The 19,153-nt window shown below is 74.8% G+C and carries 17 protein-coding genes; 10 read left to right on the top strand and 7 right to left on the bottom strand.

The genetic code is table 11. The features are described 5' to 3' along the window. Nucleotides 1-68 precede the first annotated feature (68 nt). Complete coding sequence (locus ABZ576_RS08070; protein WP_360737636.1) at nt 69-983, top strand: lytic polysaccharide monooxygenase; 915 nt, start codon at nt 69-71, stop codon at nt 981-983. An 18-nt stretch (nt 984-1,001) separates the two neighbouring features. Here ABZ576_RS08070 and ABZ576_RS08065 read toward each other — a convergent pair whose 3' ends face one another. After that, nucleotides 1,002-1,652, bottom strand: coding sequence for a Tat pathway signal sequence domain protein (locus ABZ576_RS08065; protein WP_360737308.1), 651 nt, complete (start codon nt 1,650-1,652; stop codon nt 1,002-1,004). Nucleotides 1,653-2,271: 619 nt separating this feature from the next. On the opposite strand from ABZ576_RS08065, the gene ABZ576_RS08060 reads away from it, so the two are divergent. After that, nucleotides 2,272-2,967, top strand: coding sequence for a DUF6230 family protein (locus ABZ576_RS08060; protein WP_360737306.1), 696 nt, complete (start codon nt 2,272-2,274; stop codon nt 2,965-2,967). A gap of 5 nt (nt 2,968-2,972) precedes the next feature. Then, nucleotides 2,973-3,443 carry a DUF6114 domain-containing protein gene (locus ABZ576_RS08055; protein ID WP_360737304.1) on the top strand — a complete coding sequence of 157 codons (471 nt, stop codon included), beginning with the start codon at nt 2,973-2,975 and terminating at the stop codon, nt 3,441-3,443. A gap of 114 nt (nt 3,444-3,557) precedes the next feature. On the opposite strand, the gene ABZ576_RS08050 is transcribed toward ABZ576_RS08055, so the two are convergent. Together ABZ576_RS08050 and ABZ576_RS08045 are read right to left on the bottom strand one after the other, a co-directional pair. Then, the gene (locus ABZ576_RS08050; RefSeq protein WP_360737302.1) at nt 3,558-3,926 is read right to left on the bottom strand and encodes a metalloregulator ArsR/SmtB family transcription factor; all 369 of its coding nucleotides are present in this window, start codon (nt 3,924-3,926) and stop codon (nt 3,558-3,560) included. A 170-nt stretch (nt 3,927-4,096) separates the two neighbouring features. Next, the gene (locus ABZ576_RS08045; protein ID WP_360737299.1) at nt 4,097-5,059 is read right to left on the bottom strand and encodes an ABC transporter substrate-binding protein; all 963 of its coding nucleotides are present in this window, start codon (nt 5,057-5,059) and stop codon (nt 4,097-4,099) included. A 323-nt stretch (nt 5,060-5,382) separates the two neighbouring features. On the opposite strand from ABZ576_RS08045, the gene ABZ576_RS08040 reads away from it, so the two are divergent. The 4 genes from ABZ576_RS08040 to ABZ576_RS08025 are packed head-to-tail and all read left to right on the top strand — an operon-like array spanning nt 5,383 to nt 9,904. Beyond that, on the top strand, nt 5,383-8,409 hold the full coding sequence (locus tag ABZ576_RS08040; RefSeq protein ID WP_360737298.1) for an ATP-binding protein: 3,027 nt from the start codon (nt 5,383-5,385) through the stop codon (nt 8,407-8,409). Continuing rightward, a complete protein-coding gene (locus ABZ576_RS08035) occupies nt 8,406-8,882 on the top strand; it encodes a roadblock/LC7 domain-containing protein (RefSeq protein WP_360737296.1) in 477 nt (158 codons plus the stop codon). The genes ABZ576_RS08040 and ABZ576_RS08035 overlap by 4 nt, the downstream gene beginning before the upstream one ends. A 16-nt stretch (nt 8,883-8,898) precedes the next feature. Then, entirely contained in the window at nt 8,899-9,315 is a 417-nt protein-coding gene (locus ABZ576_RS08030; RefSeq protein WP_360737293.1) for a DUF742 domain-containing protein, read from the top strand. Next, nucleotides 9,302-9,904 carry an ATP/GTP-binding protein gene (locus tag ABZ576_RS08025; RefSeq protein ID WP_360737291.1) on the top strand — a complete coding sequence of 201 codons (603 nt, stop codon included), beginning with the start codon at nt 9,302-9,304 and terminating at the stop codon, nt 9,902-9,904. The genes ABZ576_RS08030 and ABZ576_RS08025 overlap by 14 nt, the downstream gene beginning before the upstream one ends. A 3-nt stretch (nt 9,905-9,907) precedes the next feature. Here ABZ576_RS08025 and ABZ576_RS08020 read toward each other — a convergent pair whose 3' ends face one another. The 3 genes from ABZ576_RS08020 to ABZ576_RS08010 are packed head-to-tail and all read right to left on the bottom strand — an operon-like array spanning nt 9,908 to nt 12,356. Continuing rightward, nucleotides 9,908-10,576, bottom strand: coding sequence for an ABC transporter permease (locus tag ABZ576_RS08020; RefSeq protein ID WP_360737289.1), 669 nt, complete (start codon nt 10,574-10,576; stop codon nt 9,908-9,910). Continuing rightward, nucleotides 10,573-11,226, bottom strand: coding sequence for an ABC transporter permease subunit (locus ABZ576_RS08015; RefSeq protein ID WP_360737287.1), 654 nt, complete (start codon nt 11,224-11,226; stop codon nt 10,573-10,575). Before ABZ576_RS08015 ends, ABZ576_RS08020 begins: the two co-directional genes overlap by 4 nt. Further along, nucleotides 11,223-12,356, bottom strand: coding sequence for an ABC transporter ATP-binding protein (locus tag ABZ576_RS08010; protein ID WP_360737285.1), 1,134 nt, complete (start codon nt 12,354-12,356; stop codon nt 11,223-11,225). The genes ABZ576_RS08015 and ABZ576_RS08010 overlap by 4 nt, the downstream gene beginning before the upstream one ends. 257 nt (nt 12,357-12,613) lie before the next feature. Here ABZ576_RS08010 and ABZ576_RS08005 point away from each other — a divergent pair, with 257 nt between their 5' ends. From ABZ576_RS08005 to ABZ576_RS07995, 3 genes are read left to right on the top strand one after another with little or no spacing between them, the layout of a single operon-like run. Then, nucleotides 12,614-12,991 carry a hypothetical protein gene (locus ABZ576_RS08005; RefSeq protein WP_360737283.1) on the top strand — a complete coding sequence of 126 codons (378 nt, stop codon included), beginning with the start codon at nt 12,614-12,616 and terminating at the stop codon, nt 12,989-12,991. Between the two features lie 10 nt (nt 12,992-13,001). Then, nucleotides 13,002-13,880, top strand: a complete 879-nt coding sequence (locus ABZ576_RS08000; RefSeq protein ID WP_360737281.1) for a hypothetical protein — start codon at nt 13,002-13,004, stop codon at nt 13,878-13,880. A gap of 49 nt (nt 13,881-13,929) precedes the next feature. Continuing rightward, nucleotides 13,930-17,721, top strand: a complete 3,792-nt coding sequence (locus ABZ576_RS07995; protein WP_360737278.1) for a CHAT domain-containing protein — start codon at nt 13,930-13,932, stop codon at nt 17,719-17,721. Nucleotides 17,722-17,799: 78 nt separating this feature from the next. Here ABZ576_RS07995 and ABZ576_RS07990 read toward each other — a convergent pair whose 3' ends face one another. After that, entirely contained in the window at nt 17,800-19,089 is a 1,290-nt protein-coding gene (locus ABZ576_RS07990; protein ID WP_360737275.1) for a PP2C family protein-serine/threonine phosphatase, read from the bottom strand. Nucleotides 19,090-19,153 lie beyond the last annotated feature (64 nt).

Genomic DNA, 19,153 nt, shown 5'->3' with positions numbered 1-19,153 from the left:
CGGCGCCGTACTGGTCGCCGCAGACCCCGTTCCCGTGCCCGCCCGAGGAGACGTCCGTGACGACCCGGATGACCCGGATGACCGCCCGTCTGAGCGTCAGGGTAGCCGCCGCGGCGGCACCGCTCCTGCTCCTGCCGTGGGGGGCGGGGACCGCCCGGGCGCACGGAGCGCCCACGGACCCGGTCAGCCGGGTCCGCGCCTGCTCGCCCGAGGGCGGTACGGCCGCCCGGTCGGCCGCCTGCCGGGCCGCGGTCGCGGCGAACGGCGCTCCGTTCACCGCGTGGGACAACCTGCGCGTGGCGGGGGTGGAAGGCCGTGACCGGCAGGTGATCCCGGACGGCAGGCTGTGCAGCGCCGGCCTGCCGGCGTACCGGGGCCTCGACCTGGCCCGCCGGGACTGGCCGGCGACACGGCTGGCACCGGGCGGCCGGCTGACCCTGACCTACGCCTCGACCATCGCGCACACGGGCACGTTCGAGCTGTACCTGACCGAGCGGGGTTTCGATCCGGGACGGCCGCTGAGGTGGTCCGATCTGCCGGAGCGGCCCTTCGCCCGGATCACGGACCCGCCGCTGCGCGACGGGGCGTACCGCATGAGCGCCACGCTGCCGTCGGACCGGACGGGACGTCAGGTGCTGTACACGGTCTGGCGGAACAGCAGCACGCCGGACACGTACTACGCGTGTTCCGACGTGGTCTTCGCCGAGCGCGGGGAAGCCGGCGGGGCGGCGCGGCCCACGCGGCCCGCGGCGACGCCGGCCGGGCCGCGGCCCGGCCGGACGGCGAGTGCTCCGGCGCAGGGTTCACCCCCGGCGGCACGGACCGGCGAGCGGCGGGCCCGGGCCGCCGCCGACGGAACGGCGGTGGCCCGGGCCACGCCCGGCGGCTCCGGGTCCTCGGCACCGCTGCTGGCGGGCGGTGCCGCCGCGGTGCTGCTGCTCACCGGGGGCGCCGCCGTCGCCCTGCGGCTACGGCGGCGCTGAATCAGACGCTCCGGTCGCTTAGTTCACGTAGACGCGGACACCGGCGTCGGTGACGGGTGCGTACTTGGCCGTGAAGTAGCCGTTGGTGAAGCACAGCGACGAGCCGGAGCTCTTGGTGAACTGCTGGTTGGTGAAGGTGATGCTGCTGTCGGCGTTGTCGGCCTTGCCGCTCAGACCGGGCGCCTGGTACACGCAGGTGACGGTGCCCAGCAGGGTGCGCAGCTGGACGGTGGCCTGGATGACGGAACCGCTCGGGGGCGAGACGGTCAGGGTGCCGTCCGAGGTGACCGTCGCCGCGTAGGGCAGGTTGTTGATGGTGATGCCGTTGACCCCGAGGACCCCGGTGACGTTGCTGGTGCAGGTGCTGCCGTCGAAGGTGTGCCCGGTGACGGACTCGGTGGCCGTACCGGGGGCGGCCGGGTTGCTGGTGACCTTGGCGGTGAACTGGGAGCTCGTGCACTTCACGCCGCTGGTGCCGGTCGCGCTGGAGTAGAAGGTGGCGTTCGTGCCGGAGGCCAGCGGCGCGGTGAGGGTGTCGCCGACGGCGACGGCGGTGCCGCCCGTGCTGCCGGTGGTGAGGACCGTGCCGGCCGCGGAGGCCGGGGTGGCCCACGCCAGGGCGAGCGCGGTGCCGGCTCCGGCGAGGGCGATGAGGGATCGCGTACGCATGCGGGTGCCTCTCTTGTCGAAGTGGGGGGACAGATGAGGTGAGGTGGGGGGTGGCGGTGGTGCGGGGGGTGCCGCCGGCGCAGGTGCGTCACGCCTTCTCCGTACGCGGCGGACCGGCGACGGCGGCACACCGGGCACCGGCCGGAGACTTCGGTGGAGCGCCTCCGGCCGGGCCGGGCAAGGGGGCGACGGGGCACGGGGTGGAAAGGGGAACGACCGTGCCGGAGCCGCGCTGCGAGGTGGAGCGGTTGCCGTGAAGGGCCGGGAACGCGGTCTGTGCCGCGCCGGGAACGCGGCGGACGCCGCCTGCTGGATCCGGCGCCACGGATCCTTGGAAACAGGGGAAGTTGTAGACCCCCTCAACCATCAACGTCAAGGTGACGAAAGCGAGTTGTGGCAGGGAAAAACGGGCCGCGCACATCCGCCACCGTTTTTCCACAACTCCCTTGACCCTTCAAAGTAACCGGCGGTAACTTCCTCGAAGGCTACTGCCGCGTAACGAGAAAGCCCTTGCACCCGCCGGGAGTCGCGAGGAGGCGTACGCGGCATCCGCTGTCCGCGCCAGGACACCGCGCCACTGAAGCCCAACCCGCATTGATCCATGCCCATGGGAGCAGACATGGCCTCGTCCCCGGACGTCCCGTCCACCGGCAACACCCCCGAGAACCCGGGGGGCGACACCCCCTCCGAAGCCCCGAACGCCGGGACCGCCCCCCGCGGTGCGAGACGGGGGCGGGTCAGGGCCCGCCGGGCCGCGGTGATGGCGGTGCCCGCCACCCTGGTCGCCGCCGGCCTCGCGGTCCTCACCGCGCAGGGCGCGCTGGGCGTGCAGTTCGCGATCTCCGGCATGCCGTTCACGGTCACCGCGACCGAGCTGAACGGCACCGGATTCGAGCAGTTCGGCGCGCTCGACAACATGGCGGAGGGCAGTCCCAACGCCGGGGACTCCGGCGGCCAGGTCCTCGTCGTCACGTCCGCCATCAAGAACGCCACGCTCACCAAGCTCTGCCAGAGCGTCGACCTCGGCGGCACCAACCTGCTGATCACGGCGGGCGGCGGGGCGGAGAAGGTCACCGCGAAAGACCTGACCACCGACTCCACCGAACTGTCGGGCGACGCGGCGTTCGACAACATCGAGATCGGCAACGACGCCAGCACGCTGACCAAGGCGGGCGTGAAGGGTCCGATCGGCGTCTTCAGCCAGCAGGCCGACACCGTGCGCATCGCCCATCTGCGGCAGACCAACTACGCGACCACGGCGGGCGTGTTCAAGCTGCCGGGGCTCAAGCTCCGCTTCAGCGACTCGGGCTGCTGATCGCCGTGCCCGATCCGCACACCACCGGGGACCGTCCACGCCGGGGACCGAGGCTCGCCTTCCGCGCGTGGCGGGCCCGCCGGCCCTTCTGGGGCGGGCTGCTGCTCGCCCTCGGCGGCGGCGAGATCCTGCTCACCGAGAAGGCCTCGCTGAAGGTCGTGCTGCACATCGGCATGCAGGGCCTGGCCGGCTATCTGCTGCCCGCGCTCATGGTGATCCTGGGGCTGCTGACCCTCTTCAACCCCTCCCAGCGGCTCTTCTACTCCATCACCGGGGTCCTGCTCTCCCTGGGCACCTGGCTCACCTCCAACCTCGGCGGTTTCTTCCTCGGCCTGCTCCTCGGCGTGACCGGCAGCTGCCTGGCCTTCGGCTGGCTCCCGGACCAGGAGCCCCGCGTCAGCCGCCGCGAACGCCGCAAGCGGGCGAGGGCCACGGCCCGCGCGCTGGCGTCGGAAGGGGCGGAGGGCGCGGCCTGAGCGGCCGGCCGGCGAAGCCCGCCACCGGCATGAAACGGTCAGCCCGACGAGCCCTGCCCCGGGCATGAGCAGCCGGCCTGCCAAGCCCCGCCGCACCCCCTCGGCGCCCTTGGGTCAGAGGCCACGGAGCCGGCGGGCCGGGACGGCGGCGGGCGCCGCCTGCCCGGTGAGCCGGCCGACGAGGAGGCGTACGACATCGAGGACCGCGGCCTGTTCGGCGGCGTCGACGAAGTACACCTGGCGGCGCCCCTCGCGGCGGGAACGGACGAGCCCGGCCAGCTTGAGCTTGGTCAGGTGCTGGCTGACGGCGGGCAGCGCGCCGCCGACCCGCTCGGCGAGCCCGGTCACGTCGCTCTCCCCCTGGGCCAGCGCCCACACGATGTGCAGCCGGGCGGGCGAGGCGAGCAGCCCGAAGGCGGCGGCCGCCTCGGCGAACACCTCGGCGGAGGGGTCCTGGTGACCGGGGCCGCGCGCTGTCGCCACCGCCACCTTCCTCCCGCCGCCTCGTCGCCGTGCCACGGCTGTGCACACCGTGTCCGCCCGCCCAGTCTAGGTCCTGGCGGCTTCCCGGCCGTCCCGGAAGGACGAGCGGGCCGTGGCGGACGAGGCGTGACGACGCCGGTCCACCAGACCCCGCGCGGGGCGGGCGGGGATCAGCCGAGACCGGTGGACTTCAGCCATGCCTTGGCGACGTCCAGCGGGTCCTTGTTCCCCGCCTGCACCTGGGTGTCCAGGTCCAGCAGGGTCGCCGTGTCGAGCTTGGCCGAGACCGCGTCGAGCGCCGCCACGCCCTCCTTGGACAGCGCGCCCTTGTACACGAGCGGCTGGACGTTCTCGAAGCCGAAGAGGTTCTTCGGGTCCTGCAGGACGACGAACTTCTCCTTGGAGATGTTCGGGTCCGTGGTGAAGATGTCCGCGACCTGCACGGCGTTTCTCTTCAGTGCCGCCAGGGTGAGCGGGCCGCCCGCGTCCAGCGCCTTGAAGGACTTGAACTCCAGCCCGTAGACGGACTTCAGGCCCACCAGACCCTGCTGCCGGGTCTGGAACTCCGGCGAGGCGCCGATGACCAGGTCCTTGGCGACGGGCTTCAGGGCGGCGATGGAGGACTTCTCGGTGAGGTCGTACTTCTTCGCGGTGGCCGCGTTGACCGTGACGGAGTCCTTGTCCTGGGCCGAGGAGGGCTCCAGCAGGGTGAGCTTGGAGTCCAGCTTGGCGTTGATGGCGGCCGTGGTCTCGTCGAGGCTCTTCGGAGCGGCCTTCGGGTCGAGGTAGGCCAGCAGCGCGCCGTTGTACTCGGGCAGCACCGACACGGAACCGTTCTTGATCAGTCCGTAGGTGGTCTCGCGGCTGCCGATGTTCGGCTTGTACGTGACCTTGATCCCCTTGGCCTTCAGGGCCTCGCCGTAGATGTCGGCGAGCAGGGTGCTCTCGGGGAAGTTGTTGGACCCGACGACCACGCTGTCGCCGCTCGCCTTGCCGCCGTCCGTAAGGGGGTTGTCGCCGTCGTCGTCCTCGGAGGAACAGCCCGCCAGCAGGGCCGTCGCCGCCACGAGGGCGACCGCCGCCGCGCCCCGGTTCCTCCGGATGGACCTGCTGATGTGGGTCGTTGAAGTCACGCGTCGATCCAATCCAGCCTGTTCTCGGTCAGTCAAGTGCCGCAGATCACCGATTGGCCTCCTTCTGTGGTCAGTTGTGCACGGAGCGCGGTCACTTTGTAACGCATTCTTGATGAAAGGCGAGCTGATCGACTCCTCGACGGGCCTGTAGTGTCGGGCGGGTTGGATCGACCACAGCGGTGTGCGGGGCTCGCCCCGGTGTCCGCGGCACAGGCGTCGCGGGGGCGGCGGCGCTCCCGTTCGGGAGCGCGACGGGGCTCTCGGGGCGAGGGGCGAGTCCGGGGTGACGGCTCCCCCGGACGAACATCCACGAAGGAGGCCCGGTGTCCACGACTCGGGTGGACGCGCCCGGCCGGCACGCACCCGTGCGGGGCGAAGACCGGGGATTCGCCGACCGCTGGCCCTTCCGGCGCAAGCTCAACCTGCTCGTCGGCATCCCCCTCGCGGTCATCGCGGGCCTGCTCGCCTACCTGTTCACCGACCTGGCGCAGCAGTCGTCCAGCGCCGCCTCCGCCGCCCGGCTGGTGCGCGACAGCGCGCAGGTGGCGCGGCTGGTGGACCGCGTGCAGGCCGAGCACCAGCAGGCCATCCTGCTCTCGACGCGCTACGAGGCCGGGGACGCGAAGCCCTCGGCGTCCGGCTACCGCGCGGCGCAGAGGGCGGTCGACTCCCAGGTGGCCGCGGTGCGCGCGGCCTTCGGTGACCGGCTGCCGCAGAGCGAGGCCCAGGCCCTGCGCGGGGTCGAGGGCCTCAGCAGTCTGCGCACCTCGGTGGAGCGGTCGTACCTGCCCGCCGACAACATCGACCCGGCCTACGCGGGCGCCGCCCAGAGCCTGATCGACGGCCTCGGCCTCGACCGTGACGCCGACCTCGCCGAGACCTTCACCGGCAGCCTGCTCGACTCCCTGCTGCGCGCGGACGCCGCCCACGGCGCGTTCGAGACCAACGTGTTCGCCGCGACCACGGGGGACACCAACGCACGGATCGAGTTCACCAGCGCCGTCGGCGCCCGCCAGCTCTACACCCACCAGGCCGAGCGCTTCACCCGCTTCGCCACCGGTGCGCAGGCCGAGCGGCTCGCCGGGGTCGAACACACGGCGGCACAGCGGGAGATCGCCGAGGCGTACGCCGGGCTCCAGGTGGACGCCGGCCGGCTGCAGGCGGAGGGCCGGGAGGAGATCCGGCGGGCGGTCCGGCGCGCGCTGGCCGACTACCCGGCCTACCCGGAACAGGCCGCCGCCCGGCTGGCGATCACCACCGCGCTGATCGGCCAGATCGCCGACCGTGCCGACGGCGCCGCCGAGTCCGCCGGGTGGCGGGCCGGCCTGCTGCTGAGCGGTGCGGTGGTCGCCTTCGCGCTGTGGATCGCCTTCGCCGTGCTGGTACGCCGCTCGGTGGTCCGGCCCGTGCAGGCGCTCACCGGGGCGGCGCGGGAGGTCGCCGAAGTGGCGGGCCGGGAGCTGGCCCGGGTGGCCGACGACGACGCCGAGGACGACGGGCCACCCCGGTTGCGGGACATGCCGGTGACGGCACGCGACGAGATCGGCGACCTGGCCGAGGCGTTCAACCACGTCCAGGCCACCGCCGCCGCACTGCTGGAGCGCCAGGTGCTCAGCCGGCGCAACACCGCCGAGATGTTCGGCAACGTGGGCCGCCGGGTGAGCAACCTGACGACCCGCCAGCTCGCGCTGATCGACGCCGTGGAGCGCGGTGAGACCGATCCCGCTCTGCTGGAGCGGCTGTACTCCATCGACCACATAGCCGTACGACTGCGCCGCAACGCCGACAGCCTGATGCTGCTGGCCGGCATCCGCGAGCCCGTGCTGGACGCCGGGCCGGCGGCGCTGTCGAACGTGGTCCGGGCCGCGCTCGGGCAGATCGAGGGCTACCAGCGGGTACGGCTGTACGTGGCGTCGGACGCCGTGGTGGAGCCGGACGTCACCGGGGACCTCACGCTGATGACGGCCGAACTGCTGGAGAACGCGGTGTCGTTCTCGCCCGAGGGCAGCCCCGTGGAGGTCACCGTGGGCCGCGGCGCCGGGGGCGCGCACGTGGTGGTCACCGACCACGGCCTCGGCATGAGCGCCGAGCGGCTCGCCGAGGAGAACGCCCGGCTGATCCGCCGCGAGCGGCTCGACCTGGTGCCGACCAAGGTGCTGGGCCTGTTCGTGGTGGGTGCGCTGGCGCGCCGCTGGGAGATCGGGGTCGAGCTGACCCGGACGCCGGGCGGCGGTGTGACGGCGGAGGTCACCCTGCCGCCCGCGCTGCTGCCGGCGCCACCCCCGGGGGCGCCTGCTCCGGCCCGGCCGGACACGGCGGTCGGCGCGGTCACCGCTGGGCGCGGGTCCACGGCGGGGGTGTCTGGCCCGCCGCTCCCGCCCCGCCGGCCGCCGGCCGCACCGACGCCGGACACCCACGAGAAGCCACCGGCAGGCGGCACCCCCCGGGACGAGCCGGCCCGCGCGGAACACGACGGCACGCCCGGGGGCGCCCGCACCGACGTGCACGGCGACACCAGCGCGCGCACCGCACACGATCCCGCCGGCCACCCCGAGCCCGTCCGGGCGGGGCACGGCGGGCCCCTGCCCCGCCGAGTGCCACCGTCACGACGTGCACCGCGGGACGCGGCGCAGCACGGCAGCGACGCACCGGGGACCGCCGAAGCGGAGACCGCCGAAGCGAAGACCGTCGAAGCGGATACCGCCGAAGCGCAGACCGTCGAGGCGGATACCGCCGAAGCGCAGACCGTCGAGGCGAAGACCGCCGAAGCGCAGACCGTCGAAGCGCAGACCGTCGAAGCGAAGACCGTCGAGGCGAAGACCTCCGCACCGGAGCCTTCCGGGGCGCCGCCCGCCGAGGGGTGGGCCGGGGCGGCCTCCGGTGGCGGCCGCCCGCTGCGCCGCCGGGTCCGCGGGGCCACTCTGCGGACCACCGCCGGTGCCGGGCCGGCGGTGCCGGAAACCGCCCGGCCGCTGGACGCGGAGGCCGTCCGCAGCGCGCTGGAGGAGTTCGAGGAGGCGGTGGAGCGCGCCCGGCGGGACAGCGACACGGGCGGCTTCCCGCGTCCGGCGGCCACCACGCCGGCCACACCTTCCGGCGCGCCGGCCACGCACCACCACCCGGCGCCCGCCCCGCACGACCCGACCACGCACCACCACCCGGCGCCCGCCCCGCACGACCCGGCCACGGACCACCACCCGGCCACCGACGACCACCCGGCCACACCCCCGCACCACCCGGCCACCGACCACCAATCGGCCGCACCCCCGCACCACCCGGCCACCGGCCACCACCGCCCGACCACACCGCCGCACGATCCGAACCACCCTCCGGAAGGAGCCGAGCAGTGACCACGTCGACAGGTGACACCCCGACGGGCGGCACCCCGCCGGCCGATCTGCAAGCGGCCGCGGCCGACTTCACCTGGCTGCTGAACCGCTTCGCGACCGAGACCGCGGGCGTCGTCGACGCGATCGCCGTGTCCTCCGACGGTCTGCTGATCGCGGTGTCGCAGCTGCGCGAGCACGCCGACTCCGAGCGGCTCGCGGCGATCGTGTCCGGCATCACCAGCCTGGCCGCCGGCGCCTCCGGCAACTACGGCCTGGGCGGTCTGAACAAGGTCATCATCGACCTGGAGGGCGGACACGTCATCGTCTCCGCGATCGGCAGCGGCGCCGTGCTCGGCGTCGTCACCGGCAAGGAGGCCAAACTCGGCAACATCGCCTACGAGATGACGCTGTTCGCCAACCGGGCGGGTGCCGCGCTGAGCCCGCAGCTGGTGCTGGAGCTGAAGAACAGCGTGGGCGCGGCCGCGGCCGGCTGAGGAGGCGGAGGTTTTCATGGCGGACGGCACCCCGCCCCCGGGTCCCGGCCCGGTCGGCCCCGCCCCCGCCGTACGGCCGTACCTGGTCACCGCCGGCCGGGTGGCGGACGCCGGCTCCGGCCGGGCGCTGCCCCTGGAGACCCAGGTGGTGGCCACCGTCGCCGGGCTCGACGCGCTCGGCCGCCTCTCCTTCGAGCGGCACGACATCGTCGCCGCCTGCCGACTGCCGCAGTCCCTGGCGGAACTGGCGGCCCGGCTGCGGCTGCACCTCAACGTGGTCCGTGTGCTCGCCGAGGACCTGCGCGAGGCCGGGCAGCTGGCGGTCCACGTGCCGGACGCCTCGGCCACCCACGACGCGTCCGTCCTGCGCAGGGTTATCGACGGCCTGCGGGCCGTCCCCGACTCCCGAGGGGTACCGAGTGACACCGACTGAACCGCTCCAGGCCCGGGGCCCGGCCGCCGGCCCGGCCGCGCGGCCGCCGCTGCCGGTGAAGATGGTGGTCGCGGGGGGCTTCGGCGTGGGCAAGACCACGGCCGTCGGCGCGATCTCGGAGATCGAGCCGCTGACCACGGAGGCGTCGATCACCGAGGTCGCGGCCGGGGTGGACGACCTCACGCACACCCCGCGCAAGACCACGACGACCGTGGCGATGGACTTCGGCTGCATCACCATCGACCCGACGCTGAAGCTGTACCTGTTCGGCACGCCCGGGCAGGAGCGGTTCGGGTTCATGTGGGACGACATCGTGGAGGGCGCGGTCGGCGGCCTCGTCATCGTCGACACGCGCCGGCTGGACGACTGCTACGCGGCCGTCGACTACTTCGAGCACAAGGGGATCCCGTTCGCCGTCGCGGTCAACGCCTTCGACGGCAGGGTGGAGCACTCCCTTCAGGAGGTCCGCTGGGCGCTGGACGTCTCCGACGGGGTGCCGGTCGTGGTGTTCGACGCCCGGGAGCGGGGCTCGGTGCGGGACGCGCTGCTCACCGTGCTCGAACTGGCACTGGCCCGCACCGAGGGGTAGCCGTCAGCCGCTCCGGCGCACTCCCGGCGAGACCGTGAGCCGGGACACCGCCCAGAACAGGGCGAGGGTGGCGAGGGCCAGACCGGCGACCAGGGTGGCGCCGCCGACGACCTTCTCGTAGTCCTTCTGGTAGAGGCCGTCGATGATGTACCGGCCGAGGCCGCCGAGGCTGACGTAGGCGGCGATGGTGGCGGTGGAGACGATCTGGATGGCCGCCGTGCGCAGGCCGCTGAAGATGAGCGGCAGTGCCACCGGCACCTCCACCTGGAGCAGCACCCGCCCTTCGGACATCCCCATGCCCCGGGCGGCGTCCACCGGCGAGGGGTCGACGGAGCGGACCGCCTCGTAGGTCGTCACCAGGATCGGCGGTACGGCGAGCACGACCAGCGGGATCATCACCGGCAGCAGGCCGAAGCCGATCCAGATGAACATCAGCACGAGCAGGCCGAAGCTGGGCAGCGCCCGGCCGGCGGTGGCGATGAGCGCGAGGGCGTTGCCGCCGCGGCCGTAGTGGCCGGTCAGCAGGCCGACGGGCAGTCCGATCACGGCGGCGATCAGCAGGGCCTCCAGCGAGTACCCGACGTGCTCGGAGAACCGGGTGGGGATGCCGTCGTAGCCGTGCCAGTGGGCGCCGTCGCTGAAGAAGGCGTGCGCGAAGTCCAGGACGTTCACCGGGCGGCTCCCTTCCTCGGCATCCAGGGGGTGAGCAGGCGGCGGACGAGGACGAGCACGGCGTCGGCGAGGATGCCCAGCACCGCGATGGTCAGCACCGAGTTCACCGCCAGTGCGGGGCGGTGGTAGGTCTGGGCGTCGTACAGCATGTTGCCGAGGGCGCCCTGGTTGCCGATGAGCATGCCGACGCTGACCAGGGAGATGCTGGACACGGTCGCCACCCGCAGGCCGGCGATGATGGCGGGTACGGCGATGGGCAACTGCACCTGGAAGTACCGGCGTACCGCCCCGAAGCCCATGGCCTGGGCGGCGGCCAGGGTTTCCGGTGGCACCGAGCGCACGCCGTCCACGATCGCCGGGACCAGCACCACCAGGCTGTAGAGCGCGAGCGGGATCATCACCGTGGTCTCGCTCTGCCCGAAGTAGTCGATGAGGACGACGAAGAAGGCCAGCGACGGGATGGCGTAGAGGACGGTGGTGATGCCGAGGACGGGCGGGTAGATCCAGCGGAACCGGACGCACAGCTGGGCCACCGGCAGCGAGACGAGCAGTCCGGCGAGGACCGGCAGCAGGGCCTCGCGCAGATGCAGTCCGATCAGGCCGAGGTAGCTGTGCTGGAGGTCGCTCGGGAGGTCGAAGAAGCCGTTCATCGCCCGGCCTTCGTGTCGGCGTGTTCCGCCACCCGGCCGTGGGCGGCGCGGATCGCCTCGCCGATGACCTGCTGGGACACGACGCCGACGGCGCGTCCCTCGCCGTCCACCGCGACGGCCCACCCGGTCGGGGAGAGCACGGCACCGTCGAGCGCGGTGCGCAGCGAGTCGGTGCCGGGGACGAACGGCCGCCCGAAGTCGAGGAGCCGGTCCCGGTCGACGGCGCCGGCGGTGAGCCGGTCCGGCTCGCTCCAGCCGAGCGGGCGGCCTTCGGGGTCGGTGACCAGGAGGTAGGGGGCGGCCGTGGCGCGGGAGGCGAGCCCGGCGGCGTCGGCGTCGACCGGCACGAGGGGCGCCGTCTCCAGCTCCAGTCCGGCGGCCGGGAAGAAGGAGAGCCTGCGGATGCCGCGGTCGGCGCCGAGGAAGTCCTCCACGAAGGGGTCGGCGGGCGCGCTGAGGAGTTCGGCGGGCGGGGCGAACTGGGCGAGCCGGCCGCCGGTGCGCAGCACGGCGACCTTGGTACCCAGTTTGATCGCCTCGTCGATGTCGTGCGTGACGAACACGATGGTCTTGCCGAGTTCCGCCTGGATGCGCAGGAGTTCGTCCTGAAGTCCCTTGCGGACGACGGGGTCGACCGCGGAGAACGGCTCGTCCATCAGCAGTACCGGCGGGTCGGCGGCGAGCGCGCGGGCCACGCCGACGCGCTGCTGCTGGCCGCCGGAGAGCTGGTACGGGTACCGCTTGGCGAGCGCGGTGTCCAGGCCGACCCGTTCCATCAGCTCGGCGGCCCGGGCGCGGGCCTGCTGCTTGCTCCGGCCGAGCAGCCGGGGCACGGTGGCGATGTTGTCCACGATGGTGCGGTGCTGGAACAGGCCGGCGTTCTGGATGACGTAACCCATCGACCGGCGCAGGGTGTTGACCGGCTGCTGCCGGATGTCCTGGCCGTCGAGGAGGATGCTGCCCTCGCTGGGCTCCACCATCCGGTTGATCATCCGCAGGGTCGTCGTCTTGCCGCAGCCGGAGGGCCCGACGAGGACGGTGATCGCGCGGTCCGGTATCTCCAGCGACAGCCGGTCGACCGCGACCGTGCCGTCCGGATACCGCTTCGTGACTCCATCTATCCGTATCAAAACGCCGCGTACCCTTCGGGTCCGACCGATCCTGGCTGACGCGGGGAGAGTCTAGACCGCGTGTGTTTCCGTACTTTGGCGGGAGAGTGGCCGGCGGGGGCGCGGGCGCCGGTCCGGCGGCGCGCCGGGCCCGCCGCTCACCGCGGTGGCGGGACGCGCGAACGGGGTTCGCCGACGCGGCCCGCCGTGCCGGGCGGACGGCGCGAGTGCCACGGAATCCCGGATCACCTCCAGGACCTCGGCCTACCCTGGGCGATGTGCCGTCACTCGAGGAACATGATCACCAACTGGCCCTGCTGTGCAGCCGGTTGCCTCAGTTGCGCCGCCTGCACCAGGGCCCGGTCGGCGCCGCCCGGCGGCGGGTCGTCGATCAGGCCGTCCGGGCTGCCCGGGCCGGCGAACCCGTCACCGCGCACCTCCTCGAACTGGGCCTGCTGACCACCGCCGGGCCGGCCGCGGATGAGGTGCGCTCGTCACGGCCGACCTCCATCGCCGACGACGGGCCGCACACCGTGTCCGGGGCGTACGTCTGCCCGCGCGGGCTGTGCGCCCGGCGTGAGCGGCGGCGGGCGGACCAGGAGCTGCCGGTGTGCGAGGTGTTCGACGTGGCCCTGCGTTACGACGCCGAGAGCTGAGCGGGCGGCCGTGCTCACCGGGCTCGTCACGGACGTCGGCAGGAAGCTGGCCGAGCGCTGGGCTGCGACCCTGGTGCTGCCCGGGCTGGTGTTCACCGCGCTCGCGGCGACCGGGCTGACGCTGGGGCAGCGGCACTGGGCGGACGCCGGCCTGCTGCGGCACCGGCTGCGCGAGCTGACCGCCGGCAGCTCGGACTCCACCCGGACCGCGGTGCTGCTGCTCGGCGTGCTGGCCGCGTCCTTCGCCGCCGCTTCGCTGGCCGACGCGCTGGCCGGACCGTACGAGCGTGCGCTCAGCGGCAGTTGGCCGCGTCCGCTGCGCCCGCTGGCCGGCCGGCTCACCGAGCGCCGGCGGCGCGCCTGGGACAGCCGCGACCGGGCCTGCGCGGCGGCCCGGGACACGGGCGCGCTGGCCGAACGGGAGGCCGAGCGGAACGCGGTGGCCCTGGTCCGGCCGGAGTACCCGACCTGGACCGGAGACCGGCTGCGCGCCCCGGCCACCCGGGTCCGGCTGCACTACCGGATCGAACTCGCCGACGCCTGGCCCCGGTTGTGGCTGCTGCTGCCGGACACCACCCGGCTGCCGCTGGCCGAGTCCCGGCAGCGGCTGGACGAGGCGATGCGGCTCGGCGGCTGGGCGGTGCTGTACCTGCTGCTCGGCGCGGTGTGGTGGCCGGCCGCGGTGGCCGGCGCGGGCGCGGGCCTGGTCGCCTGGCGGCGCGGACGGGAACGCGTCGAGGAGTACGCGGAGTTGGTGGAGTCCGCCGTGGACGTCCACCTGCCGGAGCTGTTCGAACGGTTCGACGAGGAGGCGCGCCCGGTACGGGCGAGCCTCGGGCGCGCGGTCACCGAACGGTTCCGCAAGGGAGCGGGCGCACGGCGCCGATGACGGTGACCGCAGGCGCGGGGCCTGGCGCCACGGACAAGGGGTGGGGACGATGACGACGAACAGGGCGTGGGACCGGGAACCGGCCGGGGAGGACAGGGGCACCGAGTGGGCACGGCCACCGGCCGCGGAGGACACGCGCCGCACGGTCGCCGGTGAACGGGTGCGCGGCACGCGGGGGCACGAGGCGCCCGGTGCGCGGCCGCCGGGCGAGCGGGAGCGGTTGTTACGGGCCGTCCGCGGCCGGCTGGGAGCGGACGGCACCGGCGGGCTGCTCACCGAGGAGGCGCGTGCCGAGACCGACGCCCTGCTGCGGCACCTCCTGCTGGCCGAGGGGGACGGCGGCCCGGGTGTGGACCAGGAGGTGGCGTACGCGCTCGGCGTCGCCCTGCTGGTCCGCGCCGGCGGCCGCGGAGACGCCGGCGCGGCGGACACCCGTACGGGCGTACTGCTGCTCGGCCCCTTCCACTTCCATGCGCCGGGCTCCCCCGACGTCCTGCCGCCGCCGTTGCGCGCCGGGCTCGACGAGCTGCTGGGCACCGGCCGGCCCGAGGACTCCGCGGCCGCCGTCCAGGAGCACGCCGCGGCCCTGTCCAACCTCGGTCTGCTGCTGCTGGAACTGGGCATCGGCCTGTCCTGGCCCGAGGCGCTGGAGACCTGCGCCGTGCTGACCCGCGGGGCTCTGCCGCACCTCGCGCCGGAGGGAGCCGACCGTGCGGTGGCCGGCTGCAACCTCGGCTACGCGCTGCTCATCCTCGGCGGCCTGCCCGGCAACCCCCGGCCCGAGCGGCTGGACGAGGCGGTCGAGGCGTTCCGCACGGCGTTCGCGGCGACCGCCCCGGACCACCCGAACCACGCCCGCTGCGCCGGCGGCCTCGCGTCCGCGCTGCTGGCCACGGCGGCGCGGACGCAGGACGCCACCTCGCTGCCGGAGGTGATCGAGCTGCTGCGCACGGCGACGCGGAGCGCCGGCCCGGCCGACGGCAACGCGGCACGACTCCACTCCGACCTGGGGTACGTCCTCACCCTGCACGCCCTGGGCACCGAAGGGACGCGGAAGGTTTCACCCGGTGTCCGGGAGGAGGCCGTGGCCGCGCTCCGGCGGGCCGTCGACCTCACCCCGGCCGAGGATCACGAGGCGGTGCGCACCCATCTCGACCGGCTCGCCCGCGCCGCGCTGATCGGCCTGCCCGAGGCCGGCCCGGCCCGCGCGGCCGAACTCGCCGCGGACGCCGCCGACGCGCTGCGCCGGCTGCTCGACCTGACCCCTGCCGGCCACCCCGAGCGGGAGGACGTCCGGACGCGGCTGTTAGCCAACCTGATGGCCGCGGGGCGGCCGGAGGAAGGCGCCGCCCTGCTGTTCGTCTCCGCCCCCCTGTTCGCCGACCCGGACCTGTTGCGCCGGGCCGCCGAGGAGATGAGCGAGGAGATCGCCGGGCCGGACGTGCCCGCCGCCCGGTCCGGTCTCCCGCCCGAGCTGCAAGCCGACGCGGACGCCATCGACGCCATCGTGCGTTCGGCGATGACCGGCGAGGACGGCAGCCACCCGATCGCCGCCGTACTCCGGCTGCTCGGCATGGGCCCGCACGGCGGTGGCCGCGGACGCGGCCAGGAACTGCTCGACTTCGGCAGACTCGTCCTCGGCCACCCCGCGGACGTCTCGCTGGGCGACATCCTCCGCCAGGGCATCGAGCTCGCACTCCAGCGCCTCGCCAGGCTGCCCGAGGCGGAACGCGCGCAGGCCCTCACCGAACTCATGCGGGCGGACGCCCCCGATCCGGTCCCGCCGCAAGCGGCCGACACCAGTGCCCTGGAGGAGATCCTCGGCGTCTACGACCGGCTGCTCGCCGCCGCACCGCCCGGCTCCCGCGAACACCGCCTGCTGCGGACCGGCCGCTCCGGTCTGGCCGTCGCGAGCGGCCTGCACGCCCCGGGCGGCACGGCCTTGGACCCGGCACGGATGCGCGAGACGCTGCCGGTGCTGCGCGAACTGTTCGAGGACCTGCCGCGGCTGCTGGAGGACCTCGGCATCGGCTCCGGCCTCTTCGCCGGGCACGCGTCGCTGGCCTTCGCGTACGACTCGCCGTTCGACCAGGTGCAGGCGGTGGAGGACGGCGTACGCGGCGCCCGCCGCAGGCTGGCCCGGCTGGCACCGGGCACCCCGGAGTACGACGACACCCGCACGACGCTGGCCCTGCTCCTGTTCGTGCGGCACGGGATGTGGGCGGAGCAGGCCGACTACACGGAGGCCGTGGCCCTCGCCCGGGAGCTGACCGCCGGGGCCGCGCCGGATGTGCGCACCGCCATGCTGGTGCACCAATGGGCTTCCGCCGCGCAGCACCGCGTCCAGCAGGCGGAGTTGCTGGAGGCGGAGCCGCCCGCGGCCGGCCGCTCGCCCAGTCTGATCACCCGGTTCGCCTCCGACGGCGCCGCCCGGGAGCTGGACGGGCACGACCCGGTGGCGGCCCTGGAAACCCTGGAGGAGGGCCGGGCGTATCTGCTGTCCACCGCGCTCAACGCCCGCCAGGAGCTGGCCGCCCTGCAGGACGCCGACGCCGAGCTGCACGGCCGGCTGCGGTCCGCCCTGGACCGGCTGCGCGCGTTGCGCCGGAGTATGGAACCCGGCCGCTGGCCCGGCCCGGAGGAGATGGCCGAGCAGCGCGCCGCCGCGGACCAGGCGGCCCGGCTGATCACCGAGCTCCAGCAGCGGCCGGGCTTCCGGCGGTTCCTCACCCCGCTGCCGCTCGGCCTGGACGACCTGCGGCCGGCCGCCGCCGAGGGGCCGGTGGTGAGCGTCAACGTCCATCCGCGCCGGTGCGACGCGCTGGTGCTGCGTCCCGACGGGGTGCTGCCGGTGCCGCTGCCCCGGCTGGACGCCGCCGGCCTCGCCGCCCAGGCCGAGTCCTTCGGGCTGGCCGTCGGCGCGCTCACGGCCGGCCCGCGCCATCCGCTGTTCGAGGGGGCGCGGGAGGTCTTCACCGGCACGCTGGCCTGGCTGTGGGACGTCCTGGCCGAACCGGTCCTGGACGCGCTGGGCTTCACCGGCCCGCCCGCCCCCGGGGCGCCCTGGCCCCGCCTGTGGTGGTCGCCGTCCGGCGTGCTGAACTCCTTCCCGCTGCACGCGGCCGGGCACCACGGGCCGGACGCGCCCGCGGGGGCGGCGGTCCTGGACCGGGTGGCCTCCTCCTACACGCCGACGCTGCGCGCGCTGCTGTACAGCCGGGCGCGGCGGCGCGCGGCACCGGGGCGGCGCGGTGTCCTCGCGGTGGCCATGCCCGAGACGCCGGGGCAGGCGGCGCTGCCCCGGACCGTGGCCGAGGCCGCTGCGGCGGTCGCGGCGAGTGGCGGCAGCCGGCTGATCGGCCCGGACGCCACCCGGGCGGCGGTGCGCGCGGCGCTGCCGGACGCGGCCGTGGTGCACTTCGCCTGCCACGCCGACAGCGACCCCGAGGACGTGGCGGCGGGCCGGCTGCTGCTCGCCGACGGCGACCTGTACGTCGGCGAGGTCGCCGAACTGCACGTGGAATCGGCCGAGTTGGCGTACCTGTCGGCGTGCGGGACGGCCCGCGGCAGCGCCTCACCCGCCTACGCCGACGAAGTCATCCACCTCGCCTCGGTCTTCCAGCTGGCGGGCTACGCCCAGTCGGTGGCGACCCTCTGGGAGGTCGGGGACGCCTTCGCCGCCGAGGCCGCGGCCGCCTTCCACCACGCCCTGGGCCCGCTCCTGCCGTCCGCCGCCCCGCTGCCCGCGGCGCTCGCCCTGCACGAAACGGTCCGCGCCCTGCGCACGGCCGCCCCGGACCTCCCCTGGACCTGGGCCGCGCTGGTCCACGCCGGTTCCTGAACGGCGCCGCCGGCACGACGGCCGCCCCGCACGGGGCCGAGGAAGGCGGGGCAACGGTGCCGCCGGGGGCCCGTCCGGTTACGGCGGCGGGGTGGGCGTCCCCTGGCGGATGTGGGGGCGGGCGGCGAGGACGGCGACGTCGTCCTCCGCGTGCCGGGCGTCGAGGCGGCCGAGGATGGAGTCCAGGACGGTGTCGAGGGCGTCCCCGGCGTCGAAGCGCAGGGCGGCCAGCCGGGCCAGGGAGCAGTCGATGTCCTCACCTCGGCGTTCCACGAGCCCGTCGGTGAACAGGACGAGCGTCTCGCCGGGCGCCAGCCGGTGCGTGGCCGACTCGTATCCGCCCAGTCCGGTGCTCAGCGGCGGTCCGGCCGGGACCGGCAGCAGCGAGGCCGCGCCGTCCCGGCCGATCAGCGCGGGCGGCAGGTGACCGGCGCTGGCCAGCGTGACCTGGCCCCGGCCGGGGTCGACACGGGCGAGCAGGCAGGTGGCGGGCCGGCGCTCGGCCTCCCCGGAGGCGATGTCGTCCATCTGCCGCAGCACCCGGTGCGGGGGCAGGTCGGCGGCGGCGATGTAGCGCAGGGAGGAACGGTAGGCGTTCATGTCGACGGCGGATTCCAGGCCGTGTCCCATGACGTCGCCCACGACGAGCAGGGTCCGGCCGAAGTGCAGCCGCACGGTCTCGCACCAGTCGCCGCCCACCAGGGCGCGGCTGCCGGCCGGGAGATAGCGGACGGCGACGTCCAGGTTGGGGTGCGGCCGGCCGGGCTCGGCCAGCAGGGCGCGCTGGAGATCACCGGCGGTGCTGCTGACCCGCTGGTAGGACTCGGCGTGCCGGAGGTGGGAGGCGGCGCACTGGGCGAGCAGGGTGAGCAGCCCGGCCTCCGTCCGGCGCAGCGGCTCGCCCGCCCGCGCCCACACCAGGACGCCGTACCGGTCGGCCGCACCGGTCAGCGGGGTGCACAGCGCGGCACCCCGGCGGGCGGCGCCCCCGTGCTCCAGCCAGGGATGCGACGGCGCGCCGACGGCCGGTACGCCCGTCTCGCGGGCCGCCGCGGCGGCCCAGCGGACGTCGGGCAGCGAAGCCGCGTCCCCGGTCACCGCCGCGTATCCGGGGGCGCCGTCCCCGGTGTGCCGCAGCACGGCGGCGGCTCCGCCGGCCAGCCGTACGGCGGCCCGGGTCAGCTCGGCGCAGGTCGTGTCCGGGTCCAGGGTGGTGCCGATCCCGGCCAGGGCCTCCCGCAGGGCGCCGAGCAGCGCGCCGGCTTCCGCGTCCTGCCCGGCCTCGTCGGCGCCGCCATCCTGGTGGCGGTCACCGGCGCCGGGCAGGGGCCTGCGGCGGGACCGGATCCACCGTGCGACACCCCTCACCCTCACAGAATCTCAAACCGGGAGGAGCCGGGCACCAGCCCGGCGACCCCCCGACCACGCGACC

Origin of the sequence: Streptomyces sp. NPDC013455, from assembly GCF_040632975.1 — a bacterium.
Classification (GTDB): domain Bacteria; phylum Actinomycetota; class Actinomycetes; order Streptomycetales; family Streptomycetaceae; genus Streptomyces.
This window is presented reverse-complemented; position numbering and strand designations above follow the sequence as displayed.

Bases quoted from the DNA above. Each gene is read 5' to 3' on its own strand.
- ABZ576_RS08070 (WP_360737636.1), top strand. From the start codon at position 69: ATGACCCGGATGACCGCCCGTCTGAGCGTCAGGGTAGCCGCCGCGGCG.
- ABZ576_RS08065 (WP_360737308.1), bottom strand. From the start codon at position 1,652: ATGCGTACGCGATCCCTCATCGCCCTCGCCGGAGCCGGCACCGCGCTC.
- ABZ576_RS08060 (WP_360737306.1), top strand. From the start codon at position 2,272: ATGGCCTCGTCCCCGGACGTCCCGTCCACCGGCAACACCCCCGAGAAC.
- ABZ576_RS08030 (WP_360737293.1), top strand. From the start codon at position 8,899: ATGGCGGACGGCACCCCGCCCCCGGGTCCCGGCCCGGTCGGCCCCGCC.
- ABZ576_RS08015 (WP_360737287.1), bottom strand. From the start codon at position 11,226: ATGAACGGCTTCTTCGACCTCCCGAGCGACCTCCAGCACAGCTACCTC.
- ABZ576_RS07995 (WP_360737278.1), top strand. From the start codon at position 13,930: ATGACGACGAACAGGGCGTGGGACCGGGAACCGGCCGGGGAGGACAGG.